Source organism: Streptomyces sp. NBC_01116 (assembly GCF_041435495.1).
Lineage (GTDB): Bacteria > Actinomycetota > Actinomycetes > Streptomycetales > Streptomycetaceae > Streptomyces.
Window position 1 is genome coordinate 6,231,106 of record NZ_CP108644.1, and the last position, 24,530, is coordinate 6,255,635.

General features: G+C 71.5%; 26 protein-coding genes. 14 read left to right on the top strand and 12 right to left on the bottom strand.

The window, feature by feature from the left end; translation table 11 throughout:
• Positions 1-11 precede the first annotated feature (11 nt).
• A complete protein-coding gene (locus OG245_RS27535; RefSeq protein ID WP_371626102.1) occupies positions 12-965 on the bottom strand; it encodes an ornithine cyclodeaminase family protein in 954 nt (317 codons plus the stop codon).
• A gap of 105 nt (positions 966-1,070) precedes the next feature.
• Entirely contained in the window at positions 1,071-1,667 is a 597-nt protein-coding gene (locus OG245_RS27540; protein WP_371626103.1) for a TetR/AcrR family transcriptional regulator, read from the bottom strand.
• A 168-nt stretch (positions 1,668-1,835) separates the two neighbouring features.
• On the opposite strand from OG245_RS27540, the gene OG245_RS27545 reads away from it, so the two are divergent.
• The 3 genes from OG245_RS27545 to OG245_RS27555 all read left to right on the top strand — a co-directional run bounded on the left by OG245_RS27545 (position 1,836) and on the right by OG245_RS27555 (position 4,183).
• Positions 1,836-2,726, top strand: coding sequence for an NAD(P)-dependent oxidoreductase (locus OG245_RS27545; RefSeq protein ID WP_371626104.1), 891 nt, complete (start codon positions 1,836-1,838; stop codon positions 2,724-2,726).
• 147 nt (positions 2,727-2,873) lie between these two features.
• Positions 2,874-3,746 (top strand): GyrI-like domain-containing protein, encoded by an 873-nt coding sequence (locus tag OG245_RS27550; protein WP_371626105.1) that lies wholly within the window; start codon positions 2,874-2,876, stop codon positions 3,744-3,746.
• Positions 3,747-3,940: 194 nt separating this feature from the next.
• Entirely contained in the window at positions 3,941-4,183 is a 243-nt protein-coding gene (locus OG245_RS27555; RefSeq protein ID WP_215108366.1) for a hypothetical protein, read from the top strand.
• A 72-nt stretch (positions 4,184-4,255) separates the two neighbouring features.
• Here the strand turns inward: OG245_RS27555 and OG245_RS27560 are convergent, their stop codons facing one another.
• Entirely contained in the window at positions 4,256-4,468 is a 213-nt protein-coding gene (locus OG245_RS27560) for a DUF397 domain-containing protein (RefSeq protein ID WP_371626106.1), read from the bottom strand.
• A complete protein-coding gene (locus OG245_RS27565; protein ID WP_371626107.1) occupies positions 4,465-5,298 on the bottom strand; it encodes a helix-turn-helix domain-containing protein in 834 nt (277 codons plus the stop codon). The genes OG245_RS27560 and OG245_RS27565 overlap by 4 nt, the downstream gene beginning before the upstream one ends.
• Before the next feature lie 109 nt (positions 5,299-5,407).
• On the opposite strand from OG245_RS27565, the gene OG245_RS27570 reads away from it, so the two are divergent.
• Both OG245_RS27570 and OG245_RS27575 read left to right on the top strand, forming a co-directional pair.
• Positions 5,408-5,821, top strand: a complete 414-nt coding sequence (locus tag OG245_RS27570; protein ID WP_371626108.1) for an ATP-binding protein — start codon at positions 5,408-5,410, stop codon at positions 5,819-5,821.
• A gap of 82 nt (positions 5,822-5,903) precedes the next feature.
• Positions 5,904-6,887: an NAD(P)/FAD-dependent oxidoreductase gene (locus tag OG245_RS27575; RefSeq protein ID WP_371626109.1), complete on the top strand. Its 984-nt coding sequence runs from the start codon at positions 5,904-5,906 to the stop codon at positions 6,885-6,887.
• Positions 6,888-6,908: 21 nt separating this feature from the next.
• On the opposite strand, the gene OG245_RS27580 is transcribed toward OG245_RS27575, so the two are convergent.
• On the bottom strand, positions 6,909-7,079 hold the full coding sequence (locus tag OG245_RS27580) for a hypothetical protein (RefSeq protein WP_371626110.1): 171 nt from the start codon (positions 7,077-7,079) through the stop codon (positions 6,909-6,911).
• Positions 7,080-7,425: 346 nt separating this feature from the next.
• On the opposite strand from OG245_RS27580, the gene OG245_RS27585 reads away from it, so the two are divergent.
• Both OG245_RS27585 and OG245_RS27590 read left to right on the top strand, forming a co-directional pair.
• Positions 7,426-7,692: a GlsB/YeaQ/YmgE family stress response membrane protein gene (locus tag OG245_RS27585; RefSeq protein WP_018960114.1), complete on the top strand. Its 267-nt coding sequence runs from the start codon at positions 7,426-7,428 to the stop codon at positions 7,690-7,692.
• 152 nt (positions 7,693-7,844) lie between these two features.
• Positions 7,845-9,368, top strand: coding sequence for a catalase (locus OG245_RS27590; RefSeq protein ID WP_371626111.1), 1,524 nt, complete (start codon positions 7,845-7,847; stop codon positions 9,366-9,368).
• Between the two features lie 148 nt (positions 9,369-9,516).
• Here OG245_RS27590 and OG245_RS27595 read toward each other — a convergent pair whose 3' ends face one another.
• Positions 9,517-9,990 carry an NUDIX hydrolase gene (locus OG245_RS27595; RefSeq protein ID WP_371626112.1) on the bottom strand — a complete coding sequence of 158 codons (474 nt, stop codon included), beginning with the start codon at positions 9,988-9,990 and terminating at the stop codon, positions 9,517-9,519.
• Positions 9,991-10,065: 75 nt separating this feature from the next.
• On the opposite strand from OG245_RS27595, the gene OG245_RS27600 reads away from it, so the two are divergent.
• On the top strand, positions 10,066-10,680 hold the full coding sequence (locus OG245_RS27600; protein ID WP_371626113.1) for a GNAT family N-acetyltransferase: 615 nt from the start codon (positions 10,066-10,068) through the stop codon (positions 10,678-10,680).
• A 90-nt stretch (positions 10,681-10,770) separates the two neighbouring features.
• On the opposite strand, the gene OG245_RS27605 is transcribed toward OG245_RS27600, so the two are convergent.
• Positions 10,771-11,319, bottom strand: a complete 549-nt coding sequence (locus tag OG245_RS27605) for a hypothetical protein (RefSeq protein ID WP_371626114.1) — start codon at positions 11,317-11,319, stop codon at positions 10,771-10,773.
• 127 nt (positions 11,320-11,446) lie between these two features.
• Positions 11,447-12,019 carry an MSMEG_1061 family FMN-dependent PPOX-type flavoprotein gene (locus tag OG245_RS27610; protein WP_371626115.1) on the bottom strand — a complete coding sequence of 191 codons (573 nt, stop codon included), beginning with the start codon at positions 12,017-12,019 and terminating at the stop codon, positions 11,447-11,449.
• Positions 12,020-12,229: 210 nt separating this feature from the next.
• Between OG245_RS27610 and OG245_RS27615 the strand changes: the two genes are divergently transcribed.
• The 4 genes from OG245_RS27615 to OG245_RS27630 all read left to right on the top strand — a co-directional run bounded on the left by OG245_RS27615 (position 12,230) and on the right by OG245_RS27630 (position 16,361).
• Positions 12,230-13,297 (top strand): FecCD family ABC transporter permease, encoded by a 1,068-nt coding sequence (locus OG245_RS27615; protein WP_371626116.1) that lies wholly within the window; start codon positions 12,230-12,232, stop codon positions 13,295-13,297.
• A complete protein-coding gene (locus tag OG245_RS27620; RefSeq protein WP_371626117.1) occupies positions 13,294-14,382 on the top strand; it encodes a FecCD family ABC transporter permease in 1,089 nt (362 codons plus the stop codon). The genes OG245_RS27615 and OG245_RS27620 overlap by 4 nt, the downstream gene beginning before the upstream one ends.
• A 70-nt stretch (positions 14,383-14,452) precedes the next feature.
• Positions 14,453-15,262: an ABC transporter ATP-binding protein gene (locus tag OG245_RS27625; RefSeq protein WP_371626118.1), complete on the top strand. Its 810-nt coding sequence runs from the start codon at positions 14,453-14,455 to the stop codon at positions 15,260-15,262.
• A gap of 67 nt (positions 15,263-15,329) precedes the next feature.
• Complete coding sequence (locus tag OG245_RS27630; RefSeq protein ID WP_371626119.1) at positions 15,330-16,361, top strand: iron-siderophore ABC transporter substrate-binding protein; 1,032 nt, start codon at positions 15,330-15,332, stop codon at positions 16,359-16,361.
• A gap of 71 nt (positions 16,362-16,432) precedes the next feature.
• On the opposite strand, the gene OG245_RS27635 is transcribed toward OG245_RS27630, so the two are convergent.
• Positions 16,433-17,050, bottom strand: coding sequence for a YceI family protein (locus OG245_RS27635; RefSeq protein WP_371626120.1), 618 nt, complete (start codon positions 17,048-17,050; stop codon positions 16,433-16,435).
• 107 nt (positions 17,051-17,157) lie between these two features.
• Complete coding sequence (locus OG245_RS27640) at positions 17,158-17,286, bottom strand: hypothetical protein (RefSeq protein ID WP_371626121.1); 129 nt, start codon at positions 17,284-17,286, stop codon at positions 17,158-17,160.
• Between the two features lie 211 nt (positions 17,287-17,497).
• Here OG245_RS27640 and OG245_RS27645 point away from each other — a divergent pair, with 211 nt between their 5' ends.
• Positions 17,498-18,022, top strand: a complete 525-nt coding sequence (locus tag OG245_RS27645; RefSeq protein WP_371626122.1) for a hypothetical protein — start codon at positions 17,498-17,500, stop codon at positions 18,020-18,022.
• 78 nt (positions 18,023-18,100) lie between these two features.
• Here OG245_RS27645 and OG245_RS27650 read toward each other — a convergent pair whose 3' ends face one another.
• Positions 18,101-18,778 carry a peptidoglycan-binding domain-containing protein gene (locus OG245_RS27650; protein WP_371626123.1) on the bottom strand — a complete coding sequence of 226 codons (678 nt, stop codon included), beginning with the start codon at positions 18,776-18,778 and terminating at the stop codon, positions 18,101-18,103.
• 151 nt (positions 18,779-18,929) lie between these two features.
• Entirely contained in the window at positions 18,930-20,141 is a 1,212-nt protein-coding gene (locus OG245_RS27655) for a glycoside hydrolase family 64 protein (RefSeq protein ID WP_371628006.1), read from the bottom strand.
• Positions 20,142-20,529: 388 nt separating this feature from the next.
• On the opposite strand from OG245_RS27655, the gene OG245_RS27660 reads away from it, so the two are divergent.
• On the top strand, positions 20,530-24,396 hold the full coding sequence (locus tag OG245_RS27660; RefSeq protein WP_371626124.1) for an endo-alpha-N-acetylgalactosaminidase family protein: 3,867 nt from the start codon (positions 20,530-20,532) through the stop codon (positions 24,394-24,396).
• Positions 24,397-24,530 lie beyond the last annotated feature (134 nt).

Sequence of the window (24,530 nt, forward strand, 5' to 3'; positions counted from 1 at the left end):
TGCGGCCCCGGTCAGGCCAGAAAGTCGACCTGTGGGCAGGAGCCCGCTCCGGCGGCGGCCCGGTGGACGGGCCAGGCCAGGGCGAGGTCCTGCCAGGGCAGTCCCACGGGGGCGTAGACGGTGATCTGGTCGCCGCTCTCGCGACCGGGCCGCTCACCGTGGAGCACCTGCCCGAAGGAGGCGTGCGCGGCGTCCGCGTCCAGCCCGCTGTTGCCGAGGGCCCCCATGGCGACCGCGAGTTCGAGGTCGTCGACCACGGTGAGGGCGCGTCGCAGCGCGTCGGCGGCGAGTTCGACCTTGCCGGGTTCATCGGCGCCGAGCGTGGTGACGTGCATGCCGGGTCGCAGATCGGAGGCGTCGAGCAGCGGGCTGCGTGACCAGGTCGCCAGGACGACGATGTCCCCACGTGCAGCGGCGCGCCGAGGTTCGGTGACCGTCTCGACCGGGATGCCCAGAAGGCGTTCGTGTTCCGCGGCGAACGCGGCCGCCCGTGCGGGATCGGTGTCGCACACGGTCAGCCCGGTCAGTTCACGCAACCGGGCGAGTCCCCGCAGCACCATCCGGGCCTGGGCGCCCGCACCGACGACGCTCACCGATCCCGCGTGGTCGGCGGCGAGTGCGTGCGTCGCCAGAGCCGCGGCCAGCCCGGTGCGCCAGGCCGTGACCGTCGCCGAGTCGAGCACCGCCAGCAGCTCTCCGTCCGCCAGGTCGTGCAGGCAGACGAGCCCGCGCAGAGCGGGCGCCGCGTCGGGGAACTTCGCGTTGACCTTCACCGTGTAGGCCGGAATCCCTTCGATCACTCCGGGCAGCAGCGCTGTCGCCGTGCCCGGACCGGGAAGATCCGTCCGCACCCGCAACGGCCGAACGTCCGGACCGGCCGCGAGGAAGCCCGCGCGCAGTCCGGTCATCACGGTGTCGGGGTCGAGCAGTTCGGTGATGCGGGAACGCGTCAGTAGCAAGGTCACCCGGCCACCTTCGCCGGTCGGTCGCGGACCTGGCAACTTCGAGGAAATCGCCCGATCCCGGCACCCCGCCGGGCGGTGGTGCGCCCCCGACGTACTGGACGTACCTCAGGTGCCCGACGTATCCGGCGTATCGATCCCGTACGACCTCACGAGGCGGGCCAACTGCCGCCCCGCCGCCAGGAGGGGCTCCTCGCTCCGGTTGACCTGGGCGGTGACCTCGGCGCCCTCCATGGCGCTGATGGCGGTGGTGGCCAGCTCGCGGGCGGCCTCCGCCGGGAATCCGCAGCCCAGCAACTTGTCGCGGACGAGGCGCTCCCAGCTGTTCAGCGCTTCGGCGCAGACCTGCTGGAGCTCCGAGTCGGTCCCGAGCGTCTCCAGGGCCGCCGCCGTCACCGGGCAGCCGTCGACCCAGCCCGATTCCTTGAGCCCGGCGGCCAGCTGGCGGGTGCAGGAGACCATCGCCTCCGCCGGGTCGGACTCGCTGCTCAGGGCCTCCTCCAGCAGGGCGGCGAACTCCAGTGCGCTGTACCGGATCGCGGCGACCGCGACGGCTTCCTTGCCGCCCGGGAAGAAGTGGTAGATCGATCCCAGCGTGGCCTGCGACTCCGCGGCGATCTGCTTGATGCCGGTGCCGACGTAGCCCTGCCGCTGGATGAGGCGCGCGGTCGCCACGACGATCCGGTCCCGGGTGCTGGTCTGCATGCCGTCACTGTAGCGGGTGCTGGGTAGAGCGTTCGTTCCAGAGCTGTGCTAGCTTTTCCGCGTGCTCTAAATAGAGCGATCGTTTTAGTCGGGCGGGTCATGGCGGGCCGGGGCGGGTCGAGGCAGGTTCTGACGCCGCGTCCCGACCGCCCCTGTTGGAGGCAGGCAATGAACAGCGCACCGAACGCACCGAACGCGGTCACCGTCATCGGGCTGGGCCCCATGGGCCGGGCGATGGCCGCGGCCTTACTCGACCGCGGGTACGCGGTCACCGTCTGGAACCGCACCGCCTCCCGCGCGGACGACCTGGTGGCCCGAGGAGCGGTACTCGCGCGGAGCCCTGCCGACGCCGTCGCGGCGAACGAGGCGGTCATCATCAGCCTCACGGATTACGCGGCGGTCAACGCCGTACTGGAGCCCGCGACGCAGGTCCTGGACGGCCGGGTCCTGCTCAACCTCACCTCCGCCACACCGGAGGAGGCCCGCGCCGGAGCGCGCTGGGCGGCCGGGCGCGGAGCCGTCCAGATCACCGGCGGCGTCAACGCGTCGCCCCCGGGGATCGGGCAGCCCGAGTCGCAGGCCTTCTACAGCGGGCCGCGCGAGGCGTTCGACCGGCACCGGCCGGTGCTCGAAGCGCTGACGGGCCGGGTCGACCACCAGGGCGAGGACCCGGGGCTCGCCGCGCTCCACTACCAGATCGGCATGGTCGTGTTCTGGACCTCGCTGCTGAGTTTCTGGCAGGCGATCGCCCTCGCCCGCGCGAACGGTCTGACAGCGGCCGACATCCTGCCGAGCACCGCCGAAACGACGAACTCGCTCTCGGAGACGTTCGCCTTCTACGCCGAGCGCATCGACGCCGGAATGCACCTGGGAGACGTCGACCGCCTGGCCATGGGGCTGGCGAGCGCCGAGCACGTCCTGCACACCCATGCCGACGCGGGCGTCGACACGGTCATTCCGGCCGCCGTCGTCGACCTGTTCCGGCGGGGCGTGGAGGCGGGGCGCGGCGCGGACAGCTGTTCGGCCCTGGTCGAACTGATAACGAAGCCCGGGACGTGACCCTTCGTCGGCCTGACCACAGGACCGACCCGACCCACCTGACTCGGCCGACCCGACCGACCCGACCCGACCGACGCGGGCACGGACGGTCGGGTCCGGCACCCTGGTTCCTTCCTACGGTGAACGAGCAAGGGAAGGAGCCGGCCGTTGCTGGAACGACTGAACGACGCGATGGAGCACATCGAGGCACGCCTCGGTGAGCGCATCGAGGCGGCGGAGCTGGCCCGCATCGCGATGACGTCGGAGTACCACTTCCGCCGGATGTTCTCCGCGCTCGCGGGGCTCCCGCTGGCGGAGTACATCCGTCGCCGCCGCATGACGGTCGCGGGAGCCGAGGTGCTCGGCGACCCCGACCGGACCCTGCTGGACGTTGCGGTGCGGTACGGCTACGACACGGGGGAGGGCTTCGCCCGCGCCTTTCGGGCCGTGCACGGCATCGGCCCCGGCGAGGCCCGGCGTACCGGCGCGGTTCTGCGGTCGCAGCAACGGCTGACCTTCCGACTCGTCGTCGAAGGGAGTGCGGCCATGCGGTACAAGCTGGTGGAGAAGGAGGCGTTCCGGGTGGTGGGCAGGAGGGCCCGCGTCCCGCTCGTCCACGAGGGGCCGAATCCGGCCATCGCGGAGTTCATCCGGGGGATTGGGCGGGAGGAGCTGGACCGCATCGCGGCCCTCTCGGACCAGGAGCCGGCGGGCATCGTCGGGGTGAGCGACCAGCTCGACCCGAGCCGCGCGGAGGGCACCGAACTCGACTACTACCACGGGGTGGTGAGTGGCGCGGAGCCTCCTGAGGACCTGGACGCCCTGGACGTACAGGCAGGGGCCTGGGCGGTCTTCGAGAACGAGGGGCAGTTCCCGGGGGCCCTCCAGTACCTCTGGCGGGACGTGTTCACCCAGTGGTTCCCGTCGAACCCGTACGCCTCCCGGCCCGGCCCGGAGATCCTGCGGGTGCGGCTGACGGAGGAGGGGAAGCGGGCGGAGGCGGAGCTGTGGATCCCGGTGGAGCGGACCGCCGGGGCCTGAGCTGGCCGCACGAAATATGCGGCACGGCAGAGGTTTACGGCCATGGGGCATATGCGATGCCTTAATGGTCCAGACCTATTGTGCGGGCGCGCCCGGCTCGCTAGCTTTCTCTCGGCGGCGCGCGCTGATCGGTTCGGCTCTGACCATTCACTGATGCACTGTCATGTGCGTCGACTGAAAAGGGAGTTACCGGCATGCACAGACGTATAGCCGCTCTCGCGGTGACCGTGGCGACCGCAGGCGCGATGCTGCTCGGCACCGCGTCGACCGCCTCCGCGACGGGCCCCGGCTTCTTCCTCCGCAGCCATCACGGCAGCCTGGCGGAGTGCCAGGCGGTCGGGAACGCCGGCGCCGACAACGCTCTCTGGAGCCGCGTCTTCATCTGCAACCCGTTCGCGGGCAAGCCGGGCGTGTACGAGCTGTGGGTGCGTTACTGATCCGTCCGCCCGGACGGAAACCGCTCCGCCCCCGGCCGAGTTGACGGCCGGGGGCGGGGCGGGCCGACTGCTTCAGAGGGCGGTGCTGCTGCCGTGGACGAAGGCGCTCCAGGCGGCGGGCTCGACGGTGAGGACGGGGCCGTCGGTCACCTTGGAGTCGCGGACGTGGACGGCGGTGGGGTGGGCGGCGACTTCGACGCAGGCTCCGCCCTGGTCGCTGCTGTAGCTCGACTTCAACCAGTGGAGGGCGGTGCGGTGAGCCGTCAGGTGTGCTGCGCTGGTCATGTCTCTCCAAGCAGTGCGGCAAGCAGTGCGTCCAGAAGCCGGGCGCTCTCCTCGGCGGTCAGCGCCTGCGACCGCAGCATCCCATATTTCTGCATGAGAGCGCTGACGTGGGCCGGATCGTCGTACAGCTCGGACCGCATGTGCATCTCGGCGTAGGCGAGCTGATCGTGGTCCTGTGTCTCCAGGAGAACGAGCGGTCCGGCAAGACCGGCGTGCTTGGGAGTCTTTCGCGGCATGATCTGAATGCTGACGAACGGGAGATCCATGCAGCGCCGCAGGTGGAGAAGCTGCTCCCGCATGACCTCGGGATCGCCCAGCTCGGAGTGCAGGATGCTCTCCTCCAGGATGAAATGGAGGATGGGGCGAGGCTTGCGCTCCAGCAACTTCTGTCGTTCGAGTCGGGTGGCCACTCGGTTCTCGATCTCGTCCACTTCGAGAGGTGGGTAGTGGCAGGAGAAGATGAGCCGCGCGTACCTCTCCGTCTGGAGCAGCCCTGGTACGAGCTGAGTCTCGTACCAGGACAGGCTGACCGCGTCCTGCTCGTACTCCACGAAGTCCTGCGCAAAGGCCTTGTAGCGCTCCTCCCTCGGCACCTTCTTCACTGCGACTTCTAACGCCCCCTTGGTGCCGAGTAGTTCGTCCAGTTCGATGGCGAAGTCCAGCTTCAGGGCTCGTCGCCCCTGCTCGATGGAGGCGATGGTGTCCTCGCCGACCCCGAACCGCTCGGCAAGAACCGGTTGCGTCAGCCCTGCTCGCTGGCGGAAGTGGCCGAGCTGCGCCCCGATCACGTGCCACGAGCTGACCCGCCTGTTCCGCTTTCCTGGCTGCATAAGCCGACTCTCCCTCTCGTACCGCGATCGATCTGTCGGAAGCCGTACAAATGCGTTGTACGCCCCTCCGCTCTGCTGAAGCCTAGTAACTCCGTGTGAGCGTGGAAGTATGAACGAGACAACTCAACTCCCCTACTTCCGCGCCGCCTTCTACTGCCGTGAGCGCAGGTCGATCCCGGTCGTACGCAAGTTCGCCCGTAAGGCAATGGTCGAGTGGAAGTGCGAGGAGCGCACGGACGATGTGCTGCTCTGCGTGACCGAGCTGGCGACCAACGCCCTGCGTCACGGCGTCCCCCCGGGGCGCGGCTTCAAGGTCCACATCTACCTGGAGCGGATCGAGAACGCGCTCCGCGTCGAGCTGCACGACAGTGGTGACGGCGAGGTGCGCCCGGCGGACGGTCTGCCGGGGGCCGACGACGAGGGCGGGCGCGGGCTGCTGCTGGTCGCGGCGCTGGCGGACAAGTGGGGAGTGGAGGAGCGGAACCCCGGCAAGACCGTGTGGTGCGAGTTCGCCCTTACGTGACTGTTGCTTGCTGTTTCGGCAAGGATGTTTGTCGTTTCGGCCTGGTCGCGCGCACCATCTCCATCAACCGGAGGTGGTCCGCATGACGAGCAGGAGCGACGACATGAAGCAGCAGCGGTACGACGTGGTGATCGTGGGCGGCGGGGCCGCCGGTCTGAGCGGGGCGCTGACCCTGGCGCGGGCCCGGCGCTCGGTCCTGGTGATCGACGCGGGCGAGCCCCGTAACGCGCCCGCGTCCCACGTGCACAACTACCTGGGACGCGAGTCGACCCCGCCCGGTGAGCTGCTGGCGATCGGCCGGGGCGAGGCCGCCGGGTACGGGGCGGAGATCGCCGAGGGCCGGGTGGCCTCGGCGGAGACGCTGCCGGGGGAGCGGGGCTTCCGGGTGGTGACGGAGGACGGCCGGAGCGTCGAGGCGCGCAGGCTGCTGGTGACGACGGGGCTCGTCGACGAGCTGCCGTCCGTGCCCGGCCTGGCGGAGCGCTGGGGGCGTGAGGTGCTGCACTGCCCGTACTGCCACGGCCGCGAGGTGGCGGACCGCCCGATCGGCGTACTCGCCACCGGGGCCCTCGCCGTGCACCAGGCGCTGATGTGGCGGCAGTGGAGCGAGGACGTCACCCTCTTCCGCCACACGGGCCCGGAGCCCACGGACGAGGAGTACGAGCAGCTGGCCGCCCGGGGTGTGGCCGTGGTGGACGGCGAGGTGACGGGCCTGGAGGTCGAGGACGACCGGCTCACCGGCGTACGGCTGGACGGCGGCCGGGTGATCCCGCGCGAGGCACTGGTGGTCCAGGCGCGCTTCGTCGCGCGTTCCGCCGTGCTGGAATCGCTGGGGCTCGCCCCGGTGGCGCAGGAGATGGGCGGCGAGGTGATCGGTACGTACATCCCCACCGACCCGACCGGCGCGACCGAGGTCCCCGGAGTCTGGGCGGCGGGCAACGTCACCCGCCTCACCGAACAGGTGATCGGCGCCGCCGCGGCCGGCCTCATGGCTGCGGCGGCGATCAACGGCGACCTGATCACCGAGGACACCCGCGACGCGGTGGAGGCGCGGCGGCGCGGCTGAGCGGTGCGCCGCCACGCGACGTCACGGGATCAGGGCCCCGAGGAGGTCGCGGGCCCATCCGAAGAACGTATGCACCAGCACCGCCAGCAGCACCAGGATGCCGAGGATCACGGCGGTGACCCAGGAGCAGCTGCCCCCGGGTCCCGCCGAAGGCTCGTCCCGCCCGCCCAGCTCCGCATCGAACAGATCCATGGCCCGTCCCCGTCCCACCCCGTCGGCATCACCCGGGACCGGGTGATCGGAGCCCCCCGGCTCCGTGGGGTGCAGCCTCGCACGGTCGGGCGGCCCACGGGGTGGGTTGCCGTACTCGGGTCGGGGGGCGAACGTACTCAGCCGGCTCGGCCCACCCCGGGTGCGGGCGACTGCCCGTGCCGGTCCGCGTCCCCCGCCCGTCCGGCGTAACGCAGGCAGGTCAATGACGGGGCTCCCGGGTGACGGGCGGGGCCGGGCGGATGTGTGAGTTCCGGTTGAGGGGATACGCGGAGGGTCCCGGCACCACGAGGGTGGCCGGGCCTCGGCACCATCAAGGGAGTTTTCCGTGGGCATCATCGCCTGGATCCTCATCGGCCTGTTCGCGGGGCTCATCGCCAAGGCGCTGACGCCGGGCAAGGACCCCGGGGGCTGCCTCGTCACGATCGTCATCGGCATCGTGGGCGGGCTGCTCGGCGGCTGGCTCGGCAAGGTGATCTTCGGCGTCGACTCGATCGACGGATTCTTCAGCCTGTCGACGTGGATCGCCGCCGTCGTCGGCTCGGTGATCGTCCTGCTCGTCTACCGGCTGGTCGCGGGACAGCGATCGCGCTGACCCGGCTCGAAAACCCCGGGGGCGCCGTTCCTCGGCGAGTCAATTCATCCAGGTTTGCCTACATTGGCAGAGGGCAAGTAGGGCAGCCGTAGGGGGAGCCACCGCCGACACGTCCGCGGAAGACGAACAAGAGGACAAGAGGAAACGACGACATGACCGACACCTCGCGCAAGCCGACCACCTCCGACTCCGGCGCCCCGGTGGAGAGCGACGAGCATTCGCTCACCGTCGGCCCGGGCGGGCCGATCCTGCTCCAGGACTCCTACCTGATCGAGCAGATGGCCCAGTTCAACCGCGAACGCATCCCCGAACGCCAGCCGCACGCCAAGGGAAGCGGCGCCTTCGGCAAGTTCGAGGTGACCGCGGATGTCTCCCCGTACACGAAGGCCGCACTGTTCCAGCCCGGCACCACGACCGACCTGGTCATCAGGTTCTCCACCGTCGCCGGGGAGCGGGGCAGCCCGGACACCTGGCGGGACCCGCGCGGCTTCGCGGTGAAGTTCTACACCAGCGAGGGCAACTACGACATGGTGGGCAACAACACCCCCGTGTTCTTCGTGAAGGACCCGATGAAGTTCCAGCACTTCATCCGGTCGCAGAAGCGCCGCGCGGACAACAACCTCCGCGACCACGACATGCAGTGGGACTTCTGGACCCTCTCGCCCGAGTCGGCCCACCAGGTCACCTGGCTGATGGGCGACCGGGGCATCCCGCGGACCTGGCGCCACATGAACGGCTACACCTCGCACACGTACATGTGGATCAACGCCGAGGGCAAGCGGTTCTGGGTGAAGTACCACTTCAAGACCGACCAGGGCATCGAGACGTTCACGCAGCACGAGGCCGACCAGATGGCCGCCGCGGACACGGACTACCACACGCGTGATCTCTTCGAGCACATCCGCGACGGGGAGTTCCCGAGCTGGACGCTGAAGGTCCAGATCATGCCGTACGAGGACGCGAAGGACTACCGGTTCAACCCCTTCGACCTGACCAAGGTGTGGCCGCACGGCGACTACCCGCTGATCGAGGTCGGCAGGATGACGCTGGACCGCAACCCCACGGACAACCACGCCGAGATCGAGCAGGCGGCCTTTCAGCCGAACAACCTGGTCCCCGGCATCGGCCCGAGCCCGGACCGCATGCTGCTGGCCCGGCTGTTCAGCTACGCGGACTCGCACCGCTACCGCATCGGCGGCAACTACCAGCAGCTCCCCGTCAACGCCCCCGTCGTCCCGGTGCACACGTACTCCAAGGACGGGGCGATGGCGTACCGGAAGACCACCGACCCCGTCTACGCCCCGAACTCCAAGGGCGGCCCGGCGGCCGACACGGAGCGCTACGGCACCCCGCCGAGCTGGTACGCCGACGGCGATATCACCCGGGCCGCCTACGTCGACCATGCCGAGGACGACGACTGGGGCCAGGCGGGCACGATGGTCCGCGAGGTCCTGGACGACGCGGCGCGGGACCGGCTGGTGGACAACATCGTCGGCCACCTGCTGAACGGCGTGACCGAACCGGTGCTGAAGCGGGCGTTCCAGTACTGGACGAACGTGGACGCCACCCTGGGCAAGCGCGTCGAGCAGGGCGTCCGCGCGAAGGCGGGCGAGAAGGACCCGAAGGCGGGCGAGCAGGGCAACCCGGCGCGCTCGTCGATGCAGCACAAGGCCTGAGGCGGGCCCGGCCGTACGGCAAGGTCCTCGCCCCGCCGGACCGGCGGGGCGAGGACCTCGCCGTTTCCTCCCCGGGCCGAAGGTCGGGGCCCTCATGGGGAAGCCGCAGCGGCCCGCCACCGTGCTCCCGCCTCTCCGTACGGATCACTCAGTGCTGGATCAGGCCGCCGACCGGTACCGGGGAGACGTGCCCGGAGGGCGGCAGGGCGCGCGCCAGGTCGAGCCCGACGTCCACCAGCGACGACCGGCGCAGGCCGGCGACCTCGGCAAGCGGGGTCCACACCGACTCGGCGGTGTCGCCGTTCGGCTCGGGCCGCAGTCGGCCACCGGTGACGCGTACGCGGTAGAAGACGCCGACGTTCTGATGCTCGGGCGCACCGGGCCGACGCCGCTCGCTCGCGGGGATCACCCGCGAGTCCACGCCGAGCAGACGCTCGACCACGGCCTCCAGGCCGGTCTCCTCGGCGACTTCCCGGATCACCGCGTCGTACGGGTCCTCCGACTGCTCGACCCCGCCGCCCGGGAGGGTCCAGGTCCTCTCGCCGCCCCGACCCACGGCAAGCGCGAGCAGCACCCGCCCGTCCTCGATGCACACCGCGTACGCGGCCAGTCGCCGACTCATGCCGGGAGGCTAGCCCCCGTGCCCGGGGCGGGCATCCGGGACCCCCTTCACCGCTCATGATCATCACGGTGCAGAATGACCCGTATGTCGATAAGGAACACGCCTCAGGCGGCCACGCTCGACGATGCTCCGTCGATCGGCCGCACCTTGGCCCGCGCCTTCGCCGACGACCCGATGATGGGGTGGTTCTTCCCCGGCGGAGCCTCGCGCGAGCCCGACCTGGTCCGCTACTTCACCACGATCTTCACCCGGCAGTACGGCCGCCACGGAGTGTGCGAGCGCACCGCGTCGGCGGCCGCGTTCTGGGTGGCGCCGGAGGGGCAGGAGAAGGCGGTTCCCGATGCGGAGACGGTCGCGGAGCTGGAGGAGATCCTCGGGGACCGGGCGCCGCTGTTCCGGGAGGCGGTCGCGGCGGCCGCCGCGCAGGGCCCCAAGGAGCCGCACTGGTACCTCGCGGTCGTCGGCGCGGACCCGGCCGCCCGGGGAGAGGGGCACGGGGCGGCGCTGCTGCGTTCCGGGCTGGCCAAGGCCGACGCGGCGGGCCTGCCGGTCTACCTGGAGTCCTCCAAGCCGGACAACCTGCCCTTCTACGAGCACTTCGGCTTCACGGTGCTGGCGGAAGCTCAGCTTCCGGGGGGCGGGCCGGCGCTGTGGGTGATGCGGCGCGAGCCGGTTCCGGCGGGGCGGTAGGGGGCGACGGCGGGTGGGCCCGGGGGTTCGCCCGGAGGGCCCGCCCGCCGCGCCGAGCCCCCATCGGCCACGATCGGCGCTTCGGCCTGTTCAGAGTCGCACGGCGGGGAGTGGCTCCACGGCGAACGGACGGGGTCCGGAGGAGTGGCCGGAGCGGGCGCGCACCAGCGGCAGCGCCTGACGGAGACCCGCGCCGAGGTGGTGCAGCGAGTCGACACCACGCGACTCCCAGACGGCGAACTCCCCGTCCACGTCGCGGGATGCGGTGTTCCACAACAGGGCGTCGCCGTTCTCGCTCCACGCGAAGACCTCCAGGTCGGCCGGCAGCGACCAGTGGCCGTCCGGCTCGATCATCCAGTCGAACCCCTCGGTCTCGCCCGCTCGGTAGCTCGCGCGAAAACGCGCCGTGAGCCGCTCACCCCGACCGTGCAGGCCGTCGGCGTACCCCGGCAGGACCGGGGGGTAGAACAGCCACATCCCGAAGGTGCGCCCCCACCCCGCGTGGCGCACGAACGCCCGGTAGGAATCCGGGAACCCCCCGCCGTCCGCGAAGCGGAATCGGTCGAGGACCTCGAAGTCGATGTGCTCCACCGTCGGTGCGCCCGGAAGACGCAGCCCGGCCACGGGATCGCTGATCATGCCGTGGATGCTAGCGACCCGGACCGACAGAGCGACCGGGGTTGCGGAATGCCCTCGGCCAACACGGGGGCACTGCTGGGTTCCGCCGTCCGGCCCTCTGCCCCTGCCGTGGTCGCAACAGCACTGCTCAGTCTTCGCCGACGGGGCCCACCGCCCACGTCTGAGGCGCCCACACCCCCGACCGCTTCAGCGACGCCGGGCAGTGGCGGAAGATCTCGTCGATCTCGACGACCAGGGCGAGCTTCGGGCGCTGGCCCTTCAGCGTCATCGCGTCGAAGAACGGGGCGTCCGTGACGATGCGGGCGCGGCCGTTGATGCGCAGGACGTCCATCGCGCCCGGTATCAGGTAGAGCAGGCCCACGCGCGGGTTCGCCAGGATGTTGTGGAAGCTGTCCGCGCGGCGGTTTCCCGGGCGGTCGGGGAGGGCGATGGTGCCCGGGTCCAGGACGTGGGTGAAGCCGGGGGCGTCGCCGCGCGGGGTGGCGTCGCAGTTGCCGGCCGCGTCCGACGTGGCCATGGTGCACAGCGGCGAGCGGGCCAGCAGGTCCAGGTCGTCCTCGGTGAGCCGGTCGTGGACCTTGTCGATGACGATCGGGTGCGGCGTTCCCAGGAGCTCGCGCAGTTCGTCCGCCGAGCCCAGGGGCACGGCCCCGGCCAGTGGGCCGGTGGCGGGGGCGACGGGGGCGGCGGCGTACGACAAGGAAGTGCTCCGGAGCTCGTGGGGTGCGGCAGCGCACGGTCGAACAGGCGCTGTTAGGGTGACCTTACTTTGGGCCCCCTTGCGTTCCCCGTCCGGGGTGGACCGGCCGACGAGGGCGTCACCCGTGCCCGGGGGAGCCCCGGCGCCGACGAACCAGCGTGAGGAACGAACAGTGCACCACCGCATTCCGGCCGCCCCGGTGGCCGGGTCGTGAGCGGCCCGGCTCTCCTGGAGAAGGAGAAGCAGCCGGCCGCCGGCAAGGAAGCGCGGCGCAAGCGCAGCCGCCCCGTGCTCGCCCTCGGTCTCCTCGCCGCCCTCGCCGTGCTGTTCCTCACCGTGGTCGCCAGCCTCGCCATCGGCTCCGGCGACGTGCCCTTCCGGGACGTCGTCGACGGAGTCCTCGACCCGGACGTCTCCGTCAAGGGGCAGCTCATCGTCCAGGAGGTCCGCATCCCGCGCACCGTCGCCGGGCTGCTCGCCGGTGCGGCGCTCGGCCTCGCGGGCGCGGTGATGCAGGGCGTCGCCCGTAACCCCCTCGCCGACCCCCAGCTCCTCGGCATCAACGCGGGCGCGTCCGTGGCCGTCGTCTGCTCGATCACCCTGCTCGGGTTCACGGTCGCCACCCAGTTCATCTGGTTCGGCTTCCTCGGCGCGCTGCTCGCCGCCCTCCTCGTGTACGGGGTCGGCTCGCTCGGGCGGGAAGGCGCCACCCCGGTGAAACTGGCGCTCGCCGGGGCCGCGACCAGTGCCGTGCTCACCTCGGTGACCAGCGCGATCCTCCTCCAGGACCGGGGCAGCTACGACCAGTTCCGGTTCTGGCAGCTCGGCGCGCTGACCGCCCGGTCCGCCGAGGTGCTGTGGCAGGTATCGCCGTTCATCGCGGCCGGCGTCGTCCTCGCACTGGCCCTCGGACCGCAGCTCAACGCCCTCTCCCTCGGCGACGACCTGGCCCGCGGCCTCGGCCAGCGCGTCGGGACCATTCGGATGGTGTCCGCCCTCGCCGTGGTGATCCTGTGCGGCGCGGCCACCGTCGTCGCCGGGCCCATCGGCTTCGTCGGGCTCGCCGTACCGCACGCCGCCCGCCTCATCACCGGACCCGACTACCGCTGGGTCCTCCCGTACAGCATGGTGCTCGCCCCGGTCATGCTCCTCGTCGCCGACATCGTCGGCCGGGTCGTCGCCCGGCCCGGAGAGGTCCAGGTCGGCGTGATCACGGCCGCGATCGGCTGCATCCCCTTCATCTGGCTGGTCCGCCGCAGGAAGCTGGTGGAACTGTGAGCCGGAAGACCGTCCTCGCCGAGGACGCCGCCCGCGCGGACAGGGAGCGGCTCGCCGACGCCGTACGCCAGGTGTCCGCCGTACGCGGGCGGAGCCTGCGGCGCTCCGTCCTCGTCGGCGCCTCCCTGCTGGCCGCCGTGATCGTCGTGTTCGGCCTCTCGCTCGGCTTCGGCGACATGGTGATGCCGATCGGGAAGGTCGTCGCCACCCTGTTCGGCGGCGGGGACGGCGGATCGCGGTTCGTCGTCCTGGAACTGCGGCTGCCCCGCGCCCTCCTCGCGATCCTCGTCGGCGCGGGCTTCGGCCTCTCCGGAGCCGTCTTCCAGACCGTCCTGCGCAACCCGCTCGCCAGCCCCGACCTCATCGGCATCAGCGCCGGGGCCAGCGCGGTCGCCGTCACCGCCGCCCTGCTCTTCCAGGTCAGCGGGCTCGCCCTCTCCGCGAGCGCCCTCACCGGTTCGCTGGTCGCCGGGGCGGCCATCTACCTGCTCGCCTGGCGGCAGGGCATCGCCGGCCAGCGCCTCGTCCTCGTCGGGATCGGCGTCGGCATGGGGCTCTCCAGCATCGTCTGGTACGTGATGGCCCGCTCCGAGGTCACCGACGCGCAGGAGGCGTTCCGCTGGCTCGCGGGCAGCCTCAACGGCCGTTCCTGGGGCCAGGTGTGGCCGCTGCTCATCGCCCTCGGCGTCCTCGTCCCGCTCACCGTCCTCGCCGCCCACGTGCTGCGCCCGCTCCAGCTCGGGGACGACGCCGCCGCAGGGCTCGGCGCGAAGGTCGAGGGCGGCCGGCTCGCGCTGCTGGGCTGCGCGACCGCGCTCGCCGGGGTCGCGACCGCCGCCGCCGGACCCGTCGGGTTCGTGGCGTTCGTCGCCGCCCCGATCGCCCGCCGCCTGGTCCCGGGCCGGGGTGCGGCCCTGCCGCAGGCGGCCCTGACCGGGGCGCTGCTGGTCCTGGTCGCCGACTTCGCGGCGCAGCACGCGCTGCCCTCCGTCCAGCTGCCGGTGGGCGTGGTCACCAGCATCATCGGCGCCCCGTATCTGCTCCTGCTCCTGGCCCGCGCCAACCGCGTGGGCGGCGGGGGCTGACATGGCGAAGCGGGCCGGGACGGAACAGACAGTTCAGAAGGACAAGGACGACGAAAGGCATGGCCCCCTCGTGGCCGAGCACACCTTGGAAGCCCGGGACGTCCGGCTCGGCTACGGCGAACGCGAGATCGTCCCCGGCCTGAGCGTGGCGGTGCCGCCCGGGAAGATCACCGTCATCGTCGGCCCCAACGCCTGCGGGAAGTCGACGCTGCTGCGGGCGATGGCCCGGCTGCTGGCCCCGACCGCCGGGGCGGTGCTCCTGGACGGCCGGTCCATCCAGGAGACGCCGACCAAGGAGGTCGCCGCCGTGCTCGGGATCCTGCCGCAGAGCCCCACGGCCCCGGAGGGCATCACGGTCTCCGACCTGGTCGGACGCGGCCGCTATCCGCACCAGGGCTGGTTCCGTCGCTGGAGCGCCGAGGACGACGAGGCGGTCGCGGCGGCCCTGCTGTCGACGGACGTCCTCGAACTCGCCGACCGGTCGGTGGACGAGCTGTCGGGCGGTCAGCGCCAGCGGGTGTGGATCGCGATGGCGCTGGCCCAGCGCACGGACATCCTGCTGCTGGACGAGCCGACGACCTTCCTGGACGCCAGCCACCAGCTGGACGTCCTGGACCTGCTCACCGACCTCAACCGCGAGCAGGGCGTCACCATGGTGGCCGTGCTGCACGACCTCAACCTGGCGTGCCGGTACGCGGACCACATGATCGCCATGAAGGCGGGGCGGATCGTCGCGGAGGGCCGGCCGGTCGACATCGTCACGGAGGAGCTGGTCGGCGAGGTCTTCGGCATGCGCTGCTCGGTGATCGAGGACCCGGCGTCGGCCACCCCGATGGTCGTACCGCTGGGCCGCCACCACGTGAAGGACCCGGCCGCCTGAGGCCGTACGGAACCGCATCGCCCACCCGATGGCACCGTTGTCATTAGGTGAGGCTAACCTAAAGGCTATGAACGCTTCCGCTCCCCGCGCCCGGCGCTCCCGCCGCACCCCCCTCCTCGCGGCCGGCGCTGTCGCCGCCCTGCTCGTCGGCCTTTCGGCCTGCGGTTCGTCGGACGGTTCCGACAGCTCCGCCTCCTCCTCCGCCTCCGGAGGGGCCTCCGCGGGCGCCTTCCCCGCGAAGGTGGCGACGAAGTTCGGTGAGGTCACCGTCGACAAGCAGCCCCAGCGCATCGTCGCGCTCGGCTGGGGCGACGCCGAGACCGTCCTCGCGCTCGGCGGCCAGCCCGTCGGGGCCAGCGACTGGCTGCCGTTCGGCGGCGAGGGCGTCGGCCCGTGGGCCAAGGGCATGTACGACAAAAAGCCCGAGCTAATCGGCACGATGGAGCCGGAGTTCGAGAAGATCGCCTCGCTCCAGCCCGACCTGATCCTGGACACCAAGTCCAGCGGCGACCAGACCCGCTACGACACCCTGAAGAAGATCGCCCCGACCGTGGGCGTGCCCAAGGGCGGCGACCAGTACAAGCTCTCGTGGGAGCAGCAGACCACGATGATCGCCGCCGCCATGGGCGTACCGGAGAAGGGCGAGAAGCTGATCGCGGAGACCGAGAAGAAGTTCGAGGCCGCCGCGCAGGCCCACCCCGAGTTCAAGGGCAGGACCATCACCCTCGGCTCGCGCACCTCGGAGGGCTTCGGCGTCTACGTCGGCGGCACCGGGCGCGTCGACTTCGTCGAGCGGCTCGGCTTCGAGAACAACCCGGAGGCCGAGGCCAAGGCCGGCGAGAGCTTCTCCGTCCCGGTCTCCAAGGAGAACCTGGACCTGCTCGACGCCGACCTCACGGTCATGGCGCCGATCGGCATCCCGGCCACCGACATCAGCGGCGACCCGCTGTACAAGGCGGTCCCGTCGGTCAAGGCGGGCAACGACCTCGTCTTCGACGACAAGGACATCTCCCAGGCCTTCGCCACGGACTCGGTCCTGTCCGTCTCGTACGCACTGGAGAAGGTCGTCCCGCTCTTCGCGGAGAAGGTCGCGAAGTAGTCCTGAACGTACCGCGCGCCCCGTCCCCGGGAGTACCGGGTGCGGGGCGCCGCGCGTGCGTACGGAGGGGGTCAGGCTGCCGGGGCGGCCTTGATCGCGGAGATGTCGAAGGTCAGCTTCACCTTGTCGCTGACCATCACGCCGCCGGTCTCCAGCGCCGCGTTCCAGGTCAGGCCCCAGTCGGAGCGCAGGATGTCGGCGCTGCCCTCGAAGCCGACGCGCTCGTTGCCGTAGACGTCGGTGGCGGAGCCGTTGAACTCCAGGTCGATGGCGAGCGGGCGCGTGACGTCCTTGATGGTCAGGTCGCCGGTGATCCGGTACGCCTCGCCGCCCAGCTGCTCGGCCTTCGTCGAGCGGAACGTCATCAGGGGGAACTTCTCGGCGTCGAAGAAGTCGCCGCTGACCAGGTGGCCGTCGCGGTCGGCGATGCCGGTGTCGACGCTGCCGATCTTCACGTCGATGGAGGCGGAGGAGTTCGCCGGGTCCGTGCCGTCCACCACCAGGGTGCCCTCGTGCTCGCCGAAGGAGCCGCGCACGTTCGTGACCATCGCGTGGCGCACGGTGAAGCCGATGCTGCTGTGCGCGGGGTCAAGGGTGTACGTGCCGGTCAGGGCGGCCAGCGCCGGGTCCACCGCGGGGGCCTCGGTGACGGTGGGGGCGGCGGTCGACTTGCGGGTGAACAGAGCCATGGCTCCTCCTCGGGGATGCGTTACGGGGACGGATCGAGCGGCGCCGAAGGTGTTGTTCAACCTTCAACGAGTTCGACTGTAACCGCATCTAGTTCAAAGTTCAACATCTACTCCGGGTGTGGGGGCAGGAGCAGGTCCTCGTGGCGGTGGTGGTGGAGCAGGGCGGCCGCGCGGGCGGGGTCGCCGGAGTCGATGAGGGCGCGGGCCAGGGTGTCCTGGATGATCTCCCGTTCCACGCGTACGCCGCCGATGCGTTCGGCCTTCTCGCCGAGGGCGGCCGGCGTGCGGGCCGCGGTTGACCCGCACGGCGAGGCGTCTCTTCGGCATCCCGGTGCGTGCCGCCCTCTGGCGGACGCGCGTAGAGCTCGGGCACTATCTCCCTGCCCGGCGTGCGCGGCTCCGCGCCCGTACGCCCCCTGATTTGTCATGAGCAGGAGGAATCCCCCCATGGTGACCCGTCCACTACTCCGCTCCGCCCTCACCGCCCTGGCCCTCGTCCTCGGCGCCCTCTTCGCGCCCGGCGTCGGCGCTCTCGGCAGCGGCGCCACCGAGGCGCACGCCGTGACCAAGCTGACCCACGCGCAGGCGACCTCCCGGTTCAGCTCGTCCGGGGTCACCTGGTCGTCCTCCGGTGGCTGCTCCAACCGGGACAACCCCACCTGCACGTCGTTCGACCAGCTCAACCTGGCCAGCGCCCAGGGCGCGCAGACCCTCAAGAGCGCCACCGGCTGCGCGCTCAACATCACCGGAGGCACGGAGACCGGCCACGCCGGCGGCACGTACTCCCACTGGAACGGCTACAAGCTCGACTTCGCCAAGAGCACCTGCCTGAACAACTACGTCACCGGCACCTTCACCTACATCGGCACGCGGGGCGACGGCGCGCGCCAGTACCAGTCCGGGTCCGGCAACATCTACGCGGACGAGGGCAACCACTGGGACGTGACGTACTACAACTGCGGCGGCTGCTGACAGCGGCGACGGCCGAGGGGGCCGCCCCGCACCGGGGGCGGCCCCCACCGCCTCCCGCCCCTTCACCGCCCTACGGGATCACGGGATCGGGTCGGCGTCCGGGCCCTCCTGTTCCAGCAGGTCCCGGGCGAAGTCCTCCCACTGCGCGTACCGGTCCGGGTGCGCGGACCGCTGGACCGCCTGGCACACGTCGCCGGGTTGCATCGACTCCCAGCCGTCGATCTGGAGCAGCCCCGGGTTGGCGCTGGGCGAGGGCAGCCCGTAGAAGGACTTGGACGCGGTCGGCACGTGGGTGATCTGCGCCGGCGTGCCCCAGCCCATGCTGGGGCGCTGCTGGAAGACGCCGAGCGAGTCGTGGTCGACCGGCGACGTGTAGTTGACGAACTTCGACTCCTGCATGGCCGTCATCAGGGCGATGACCTGGGCCTCCTCGGAGAGTTCCGCCCCCTTCCCGACGCCGATGACCGTCCGGGCGTGGGCCAGCTGCTCCGGGCCGAGATCGACCGGGGCGGCGAAGAACACCCGCAGCTCGCTGTCCGGGGCCGTCCTGAGCAGCTGCGCGGTGGCGGTGTCCACCCGGCCGGTCGGGGGCAGGCCGTAGCTCTGCTGGAAGGCGCGCAGGCCGTGCGCGCCGGGGGCCTGTGGGGCGGGTGACGGCGGCGGGGCGGGGTCCGCGTGCGCCGGAGCCGCTGCGGTGAGCAGGAATCCGGCGGCGACCGCCGCGAGCACGCGGCGGGGGAGTCGGTTCGTTCGCATACGGAACCGTCCCGGGGCGCCGGGGCGAAGTCAAGAACGCCGCACGACGTGTCAGCCGACGAGGTATCGGATGGCCCGAAGGCGCCGGCCGGACCTGCCCGTGCCCCCGCCCGGAGCACGGGCGGGGGCACACGCGCCTACCGTCCGGGCGTCACGACCCCACGCTCACCGTGAAGCGGCGCGGGTTCCCGTCGTGCGCCGCGCCCGAGACGTCCGGCTCACCGTCCGGGCGGACGTCGTCGTACGGGAACGCGTAACCGATCGGGCTGTTCGCGTGGACCACCCGGGACCAGTGGTTGGTGACCGGCCCCCGGTAGTAGTCCGCCGTCGACGTGCCGTTCGGCTGGCTCGGATGGCTCAGCATGATCGAGCGGTTGAAGCCCGCCGCCAGCCGGGCCAGGATCGCCTTCTTGTCGTCGGAGTCGCCCGGGTTGTTGGTGAACGGGCCGTGGTTGCAGGTGAAGACGTCCTTCGTCTGCGGCTTGACGAAGGTGTGGCCGCCCTCGAAGGTCAGCGTGTCCCCGCTGACCCGGCCCGCCAGGGTGCCCCGGCCGCCCTGGAGGTCGATGCGCAGGTCCTCGGAGCGGTACTTCTCCCAGACCTCGTCGATCTGGGCGGTGAACAGGTCCCGGAACGGCATCTCGGCGGGCCGGTCGAAGTACGGGGCCATGATGTTCTGCGGCGAGACGACCCGCAGGACGCCGCCGTCCCCGCTCCGGGTGATCAGCTTGTCCCACGGCTGCCCGTCGGCGGCGGCCTGGGCGGTGAGGTCGTCCGCGATCCGCTGCACCGCGCCGTCCGGGAGCGGGGCCACGGTGTGCGTCGCGTCGCCCTCCAGCGTGATGCCGATGGGGAGGGCCGTCACCAGGTCGACGTAGCTGATGTTGGAGTACAGCTGCTGCGTGTTGAAGGTGAACTCGCAGAACGACCAGACGCGCCCGTAGTTGGGGTCCGTGGGCGTCGCGAAGGCGGGCTCCACCAGCGAGGGGCCCGGGTTGAGGTAGAAGTCCAGCTTGTCGTCGCGGACGAAGTAGACCCGTGCCCCGTACATCTGCGGCAGGGTCAGCACGACCGGACCCGCGCCCGCGCCCTTGAGCGGGATCGCGCAGTCCACGGGCAGCGGGGTCTGCGGGGCGCCGGGGGAGCCGGGGCGGTAGACACCGCCGTCCGGCTTGAGCAGCACCCAGCGGTCGGTGCCCAGCTCGTGGCCGGTCACATACGCGTGCACCGTACCCGGCAACGACTTGTTCTCCAGGGCCAGTTCGCAGGTGGCCGGGGCCGCCGAGGCGCGGGGACTCAGAGCGGTGCCCCAGGCGGGGTACGTGAGCGCCGCGGCCGAGGCGGCGGCGCCGGTCAGGAACATTCGGCGTGAGATCACGAGGGGACTCCCGAGGTGGTGGGGGGCCGCAGGCGGGAGGTCGGGGGGTGGCGCGGGGAGGGACAGGACCGTGGGGGTGCCTGCGGTGCGCACCACTCTCGCGAGGCCCGCAACAAGCGTCAAGAGGTGTGACTGAGAGCGCTCTCAAAAATGCTGAGTCTTCACAACTCGACGCCTCGAAGCGGTACTTGACGGAACCGAGCGGGTGCGAGCCGTGACCGCCCGGAGGTGCCGACCGCCAAGAGGTGAACGAGGACCCGGCCGGCCCCGCACTCTCCTGACTTGGACTAACGCACCGGGGTTGTTGGACGGAGTCGGCCGCCGGGGCCGAAGTTCGTTGACGGTGTCCGGACACGGCGACTACTCAGGGGCCATGTCGCCAAGATTCCCTCGCCCCGGCCTGGTCGCCGCGGCCTCAGCAGCCGTTCTGGCGCTCAACGGGGCCGCCCTCCCCGCCGCAGCCGCCGATCCGTCCCCCGCCCCGGCCGGGGCGGCGGAGTCCGCCGGATCCGCCGTCATCACGTCCGACCGGCTCGCCGTGGCCGTCGCCGACGACTTCCCGCGCGTCCTGTCCTACACCGACCGGGCGAGCGGCGAGCAACTGCTCGGCTCCACCCGGCCGGTCACCGCCGTCACCCTCAACGGGACCGCCCGTCCGGTGAAGCTCAAGGGCAAGCCGAAGGTCACCCGCTCCGCCGCCCGCTACACCCTCGCCTTCGAGGGCCTTCCGGGCGTCGAGATCGACGCCTCGCTCACCGTCTCCGGGCGCGCCACCACGTTCAGGGTGACCGCCGTCCGCGACACCGGGGCCTTCCGGGTCGGGACCATCGACATCCCCGGGCACGACCTGGTCTCGGTCGGCTCAGCCGAGACCGGGGCCGCCACCGCCTTCACGAAGCTCGACCCGGACTCCACCCGCACCGCCGACGTCTTCGGCAAGGTCACCGGCGGGACGAAGCCCGACTCCGCGCCCGTCGGCGCCAGTTACGCGATCCTCAACAATGGCTCGCTCGCCGCCGCGATCGAGTCCAACTCCTCGTACGACAAGCCCGCCGGGGCCACCGGCGGCGACGACGCCCGCTTCTGGCACCAGGCGCGCACCGAGGACGGCGGCGTCCGGGTCGGCGTCTGGTCCGGCCAGTGGACCTACCGGGGCGAGGGCGCGCCGAAGCCCGAGCGCGGCGAGAACCTGCCGTGGGCCAAGGTCGTCGTCACCCCCGACGCCAACGGAGACAAGGCCGTCGACTGGCAGGACGGGGCCGTCGCCTTCCGCACCATCGGCGTCACCGCGCCGGGCAGCGAGGACACCGCGAACCGGGTCGTCACCCACATCCCGTTCAACTTCGCCAGCCAGGCCACCCACCCGTTCCTGCGCACCCTGGACGACGTCAAGCGGATCTCGAAGGCCACCGACGGCCTCGGCCAGCTCGCCGTCCTCAAGGGGTACGGCTCCGAGGGCCACGACTCCGCCCACCCGGACTACGGCGGCAACTACAACAAGCGGGCCGGCGGGCTGAAGGACCTCAACACCCTGCTCGAGGAGGGCGAGAAGTGGGGCGCCGACTTCGGCGTCCACGTGAACGCCACCGAGTCCTACCCGGAGGCCAACGCCTTCTCCGAGCAGCTCGTCGACAAGACCAGGCCCGGCTGGAACTGGCTCAACCAGAGCTACTACATCGACCAGCGCCGCGACATCAACAGCGGCGACCTGGAGAAGCGCTTCCGGCAACTGCGCGACGAGACCGACGAGAACCTCGACTTCCTCTACATCGACGTCTACTACAGCCACGGCTGGATCGCCGACAAGACGATCCAGGCCGTGCAGAAGCAGGGCTGGACCGTCGGCACCGAGTGGGCCGACAAGTTCGAGCGCGCCTCGCTCTGGTCGCACTGGGCCAACGACCTCAACTACGGCGGGGCCACCAACAAGGGCCTGAACTCGCAGATCATCCGGTTCATCCGCAACGGCGAGAAGGACATCTGGAACAACCACCCGGTCCTCGGCCAGAGCGCCCTGGAGGACTTCGAGGGCTGGACCGGCGAGACCGACTGGAACGCCTTCACCGCCAACATCTGGCAGAAGAACCTGCCCGCGAAATACCTCCAGCAGCAGCGGATCACCCGCTGGGACGGCAACGACATCACCTTCACCGGCGGGGTGCGCGGCACCGTCGAGGACGGGAAGCGGACCTTCTACGACCAGGGCCGCAAGGTGCTCAGCGGCACCGACTACCTGCTGCCGTGGGACGGCGGCAAGAAGCTCTACCACTACAGCGCGACCGGCGGCTCCAGCACCTGGGAGGTGCCGGGCAAGGGCGCGTACACCCTCTACCGGCTGACCGACAACGGCCGGGAGAAGGTCACCACCGTCCGCCCCGCCGACGGGAAGGTCACGCTGACCGCCGCCGCCGGACAGGCCTACGTCCTCTACCCCGACCGGGCGCCGAAGGAGCGGGAGGCCGCCTGGGGGAAGGGGACCGGGCTGAAGGACCCCGGCTTCAACGGCCGTGACCTGAAGGGCTGGACGAAGACGGGCGCCGCCGTCCGCGACACCGACGAGCAGGGCCGCAACAGCGCCGAACTCTCCGGCTCGGGGGCGGCCGCGCTCTCCCAGACCGTCACCGGGCTCACGCCCGGCAAGCGCTACACCGCCTCCGCCCTGATCGAGGTCGAGCCCGGCGAGAGCCGGCGCACCACCCTCGGCGCCGGAGGGAGGTCCGTCACCGTCGAGCGCTCCACGGCGAAGGACTACGTCGCCGCGTCCGACTGGCACGGCACCTCCTTCCAGCGCGCCAAGGTCACCTTCACCGCACCCGCGAACGGCCGCACCACCCTGCGCATCGAGGCGGCGGCGGGCTCCACGGCGAAGGTCCGCGCCGACGACGTACGGATCGTCCGGAACGCCCCCGCGACCCGCGCCGGCACGGTGGCGTACGAGGACTTCGAGGCCGTCGACCAGGGCTGGGGCCCCTTCCTCAAGGGCAACGCGGGCGGCTCCACCGACCCCCGCACCAGCATCGCGCAGCTCAACGCCCCGTACACCCAGGCCGGCTGGAACGGGAAGCGGGTCGACGACGTGCTCGGCGGGAAGGAGTCCCTGAAGTCCCACGAGGAGAACACCGGACTGGTCTACCGCACCGCGCCCTGGACCGTCCCGATGAAGGACGGCCACCGGTACGAGGTCGCGTTCGCCTACCAGTCCAGCCACGCCGGGGCCTACAGCTGGGTCGAGGGATACGACCGGGTCGCCGGCGGCAGGGCCGTGTCGACCGAGACCCGCGCCACCCCGATCGGGGAGCAGCGCACCACCGGGCAGTTCAGCCGGACGATCACCGCGGGCTGCGGCGACACCTGGACCGGGCTGCGCAAGCTGCCCGGGGCACCCGAGGGCGCGGACTTCGTGCTCGACGGCTTCAGCGTGACCGACCTCGGGCCGGCCCCCGCCGGGCAGGAGGCCGTCTGCGGCACGCTCGGCGTGAGCGCCGACGCCGAGACCCTGGAGCCGGGGGCCCCGAACACGGTCAGGGCGACCTTCGGCAACGACGAGGCGAGCGCCGCCACGGGCGTGAAGCTCGCGCTGACCGTGCCCGAGGGCTGGAAGGCCGAGCCCGTCGGCGCGGTCGCCTTCGACTCGGTCGCTCCCGGCGCGAAGGCCACCGGCAGCTGGCGGGTCACCCCGCCGGTCGACGCCCCCTACGACACGTACGCGCTGGACGCGAAGGCCACGTACACCGTCGGGGGAGCGGCCAGGACGCTCGCCGCGGGAACCTCCGTCCGTACGCTCCCGCCGCCGCCCACCGCGGACAGCTGGGCCAGTGATCTCGGCTGGACCGCCTCGGACAACGGCTGGGGCCCCGTCGAGCGCGACCGGTCCAACGGGGATGCCGGGGCCGGTGACGGCGGCCCCCTGAAGATCGGCGGCGTCGCCTACGCCAAGGGCCTGGGCACGCACGCCCCGGCGAGGATCCGCTACTACCTGGGCGGGAAGTGCGCCTCCTTCACCGCCGAGGTGGGTGTGGACGACGCCCAGGCCACCCGGGGCAGTGTGCGGTTCTCGGTGACCGCCGACGGTACGGAGAAGGTGGCGTCACCCGTGCTGGGGGCGGCCGACCCGGCCTGGAAGCTCACCGCCGACGTCACCGGCGCGAAGTACGTCGAGCTGCTCGTCCAGGACGGCGGCGACGGCAACGGCAACGACCACGCCGATTGGGGCGATGCCCGCTTCCACTGCGGAAGCTGACCCGGGAGACCGACGCGGGCAGGGGTGGCTCCGGGCGACCGGGGCCGCCCCTGCGGCGTGCGGCGCGGGCCCTGCGGCATACTTCGGGGAGGCCGGAGCCGTCGGGTGGGCGTCACGTTCCGTTCCTCCGCCTG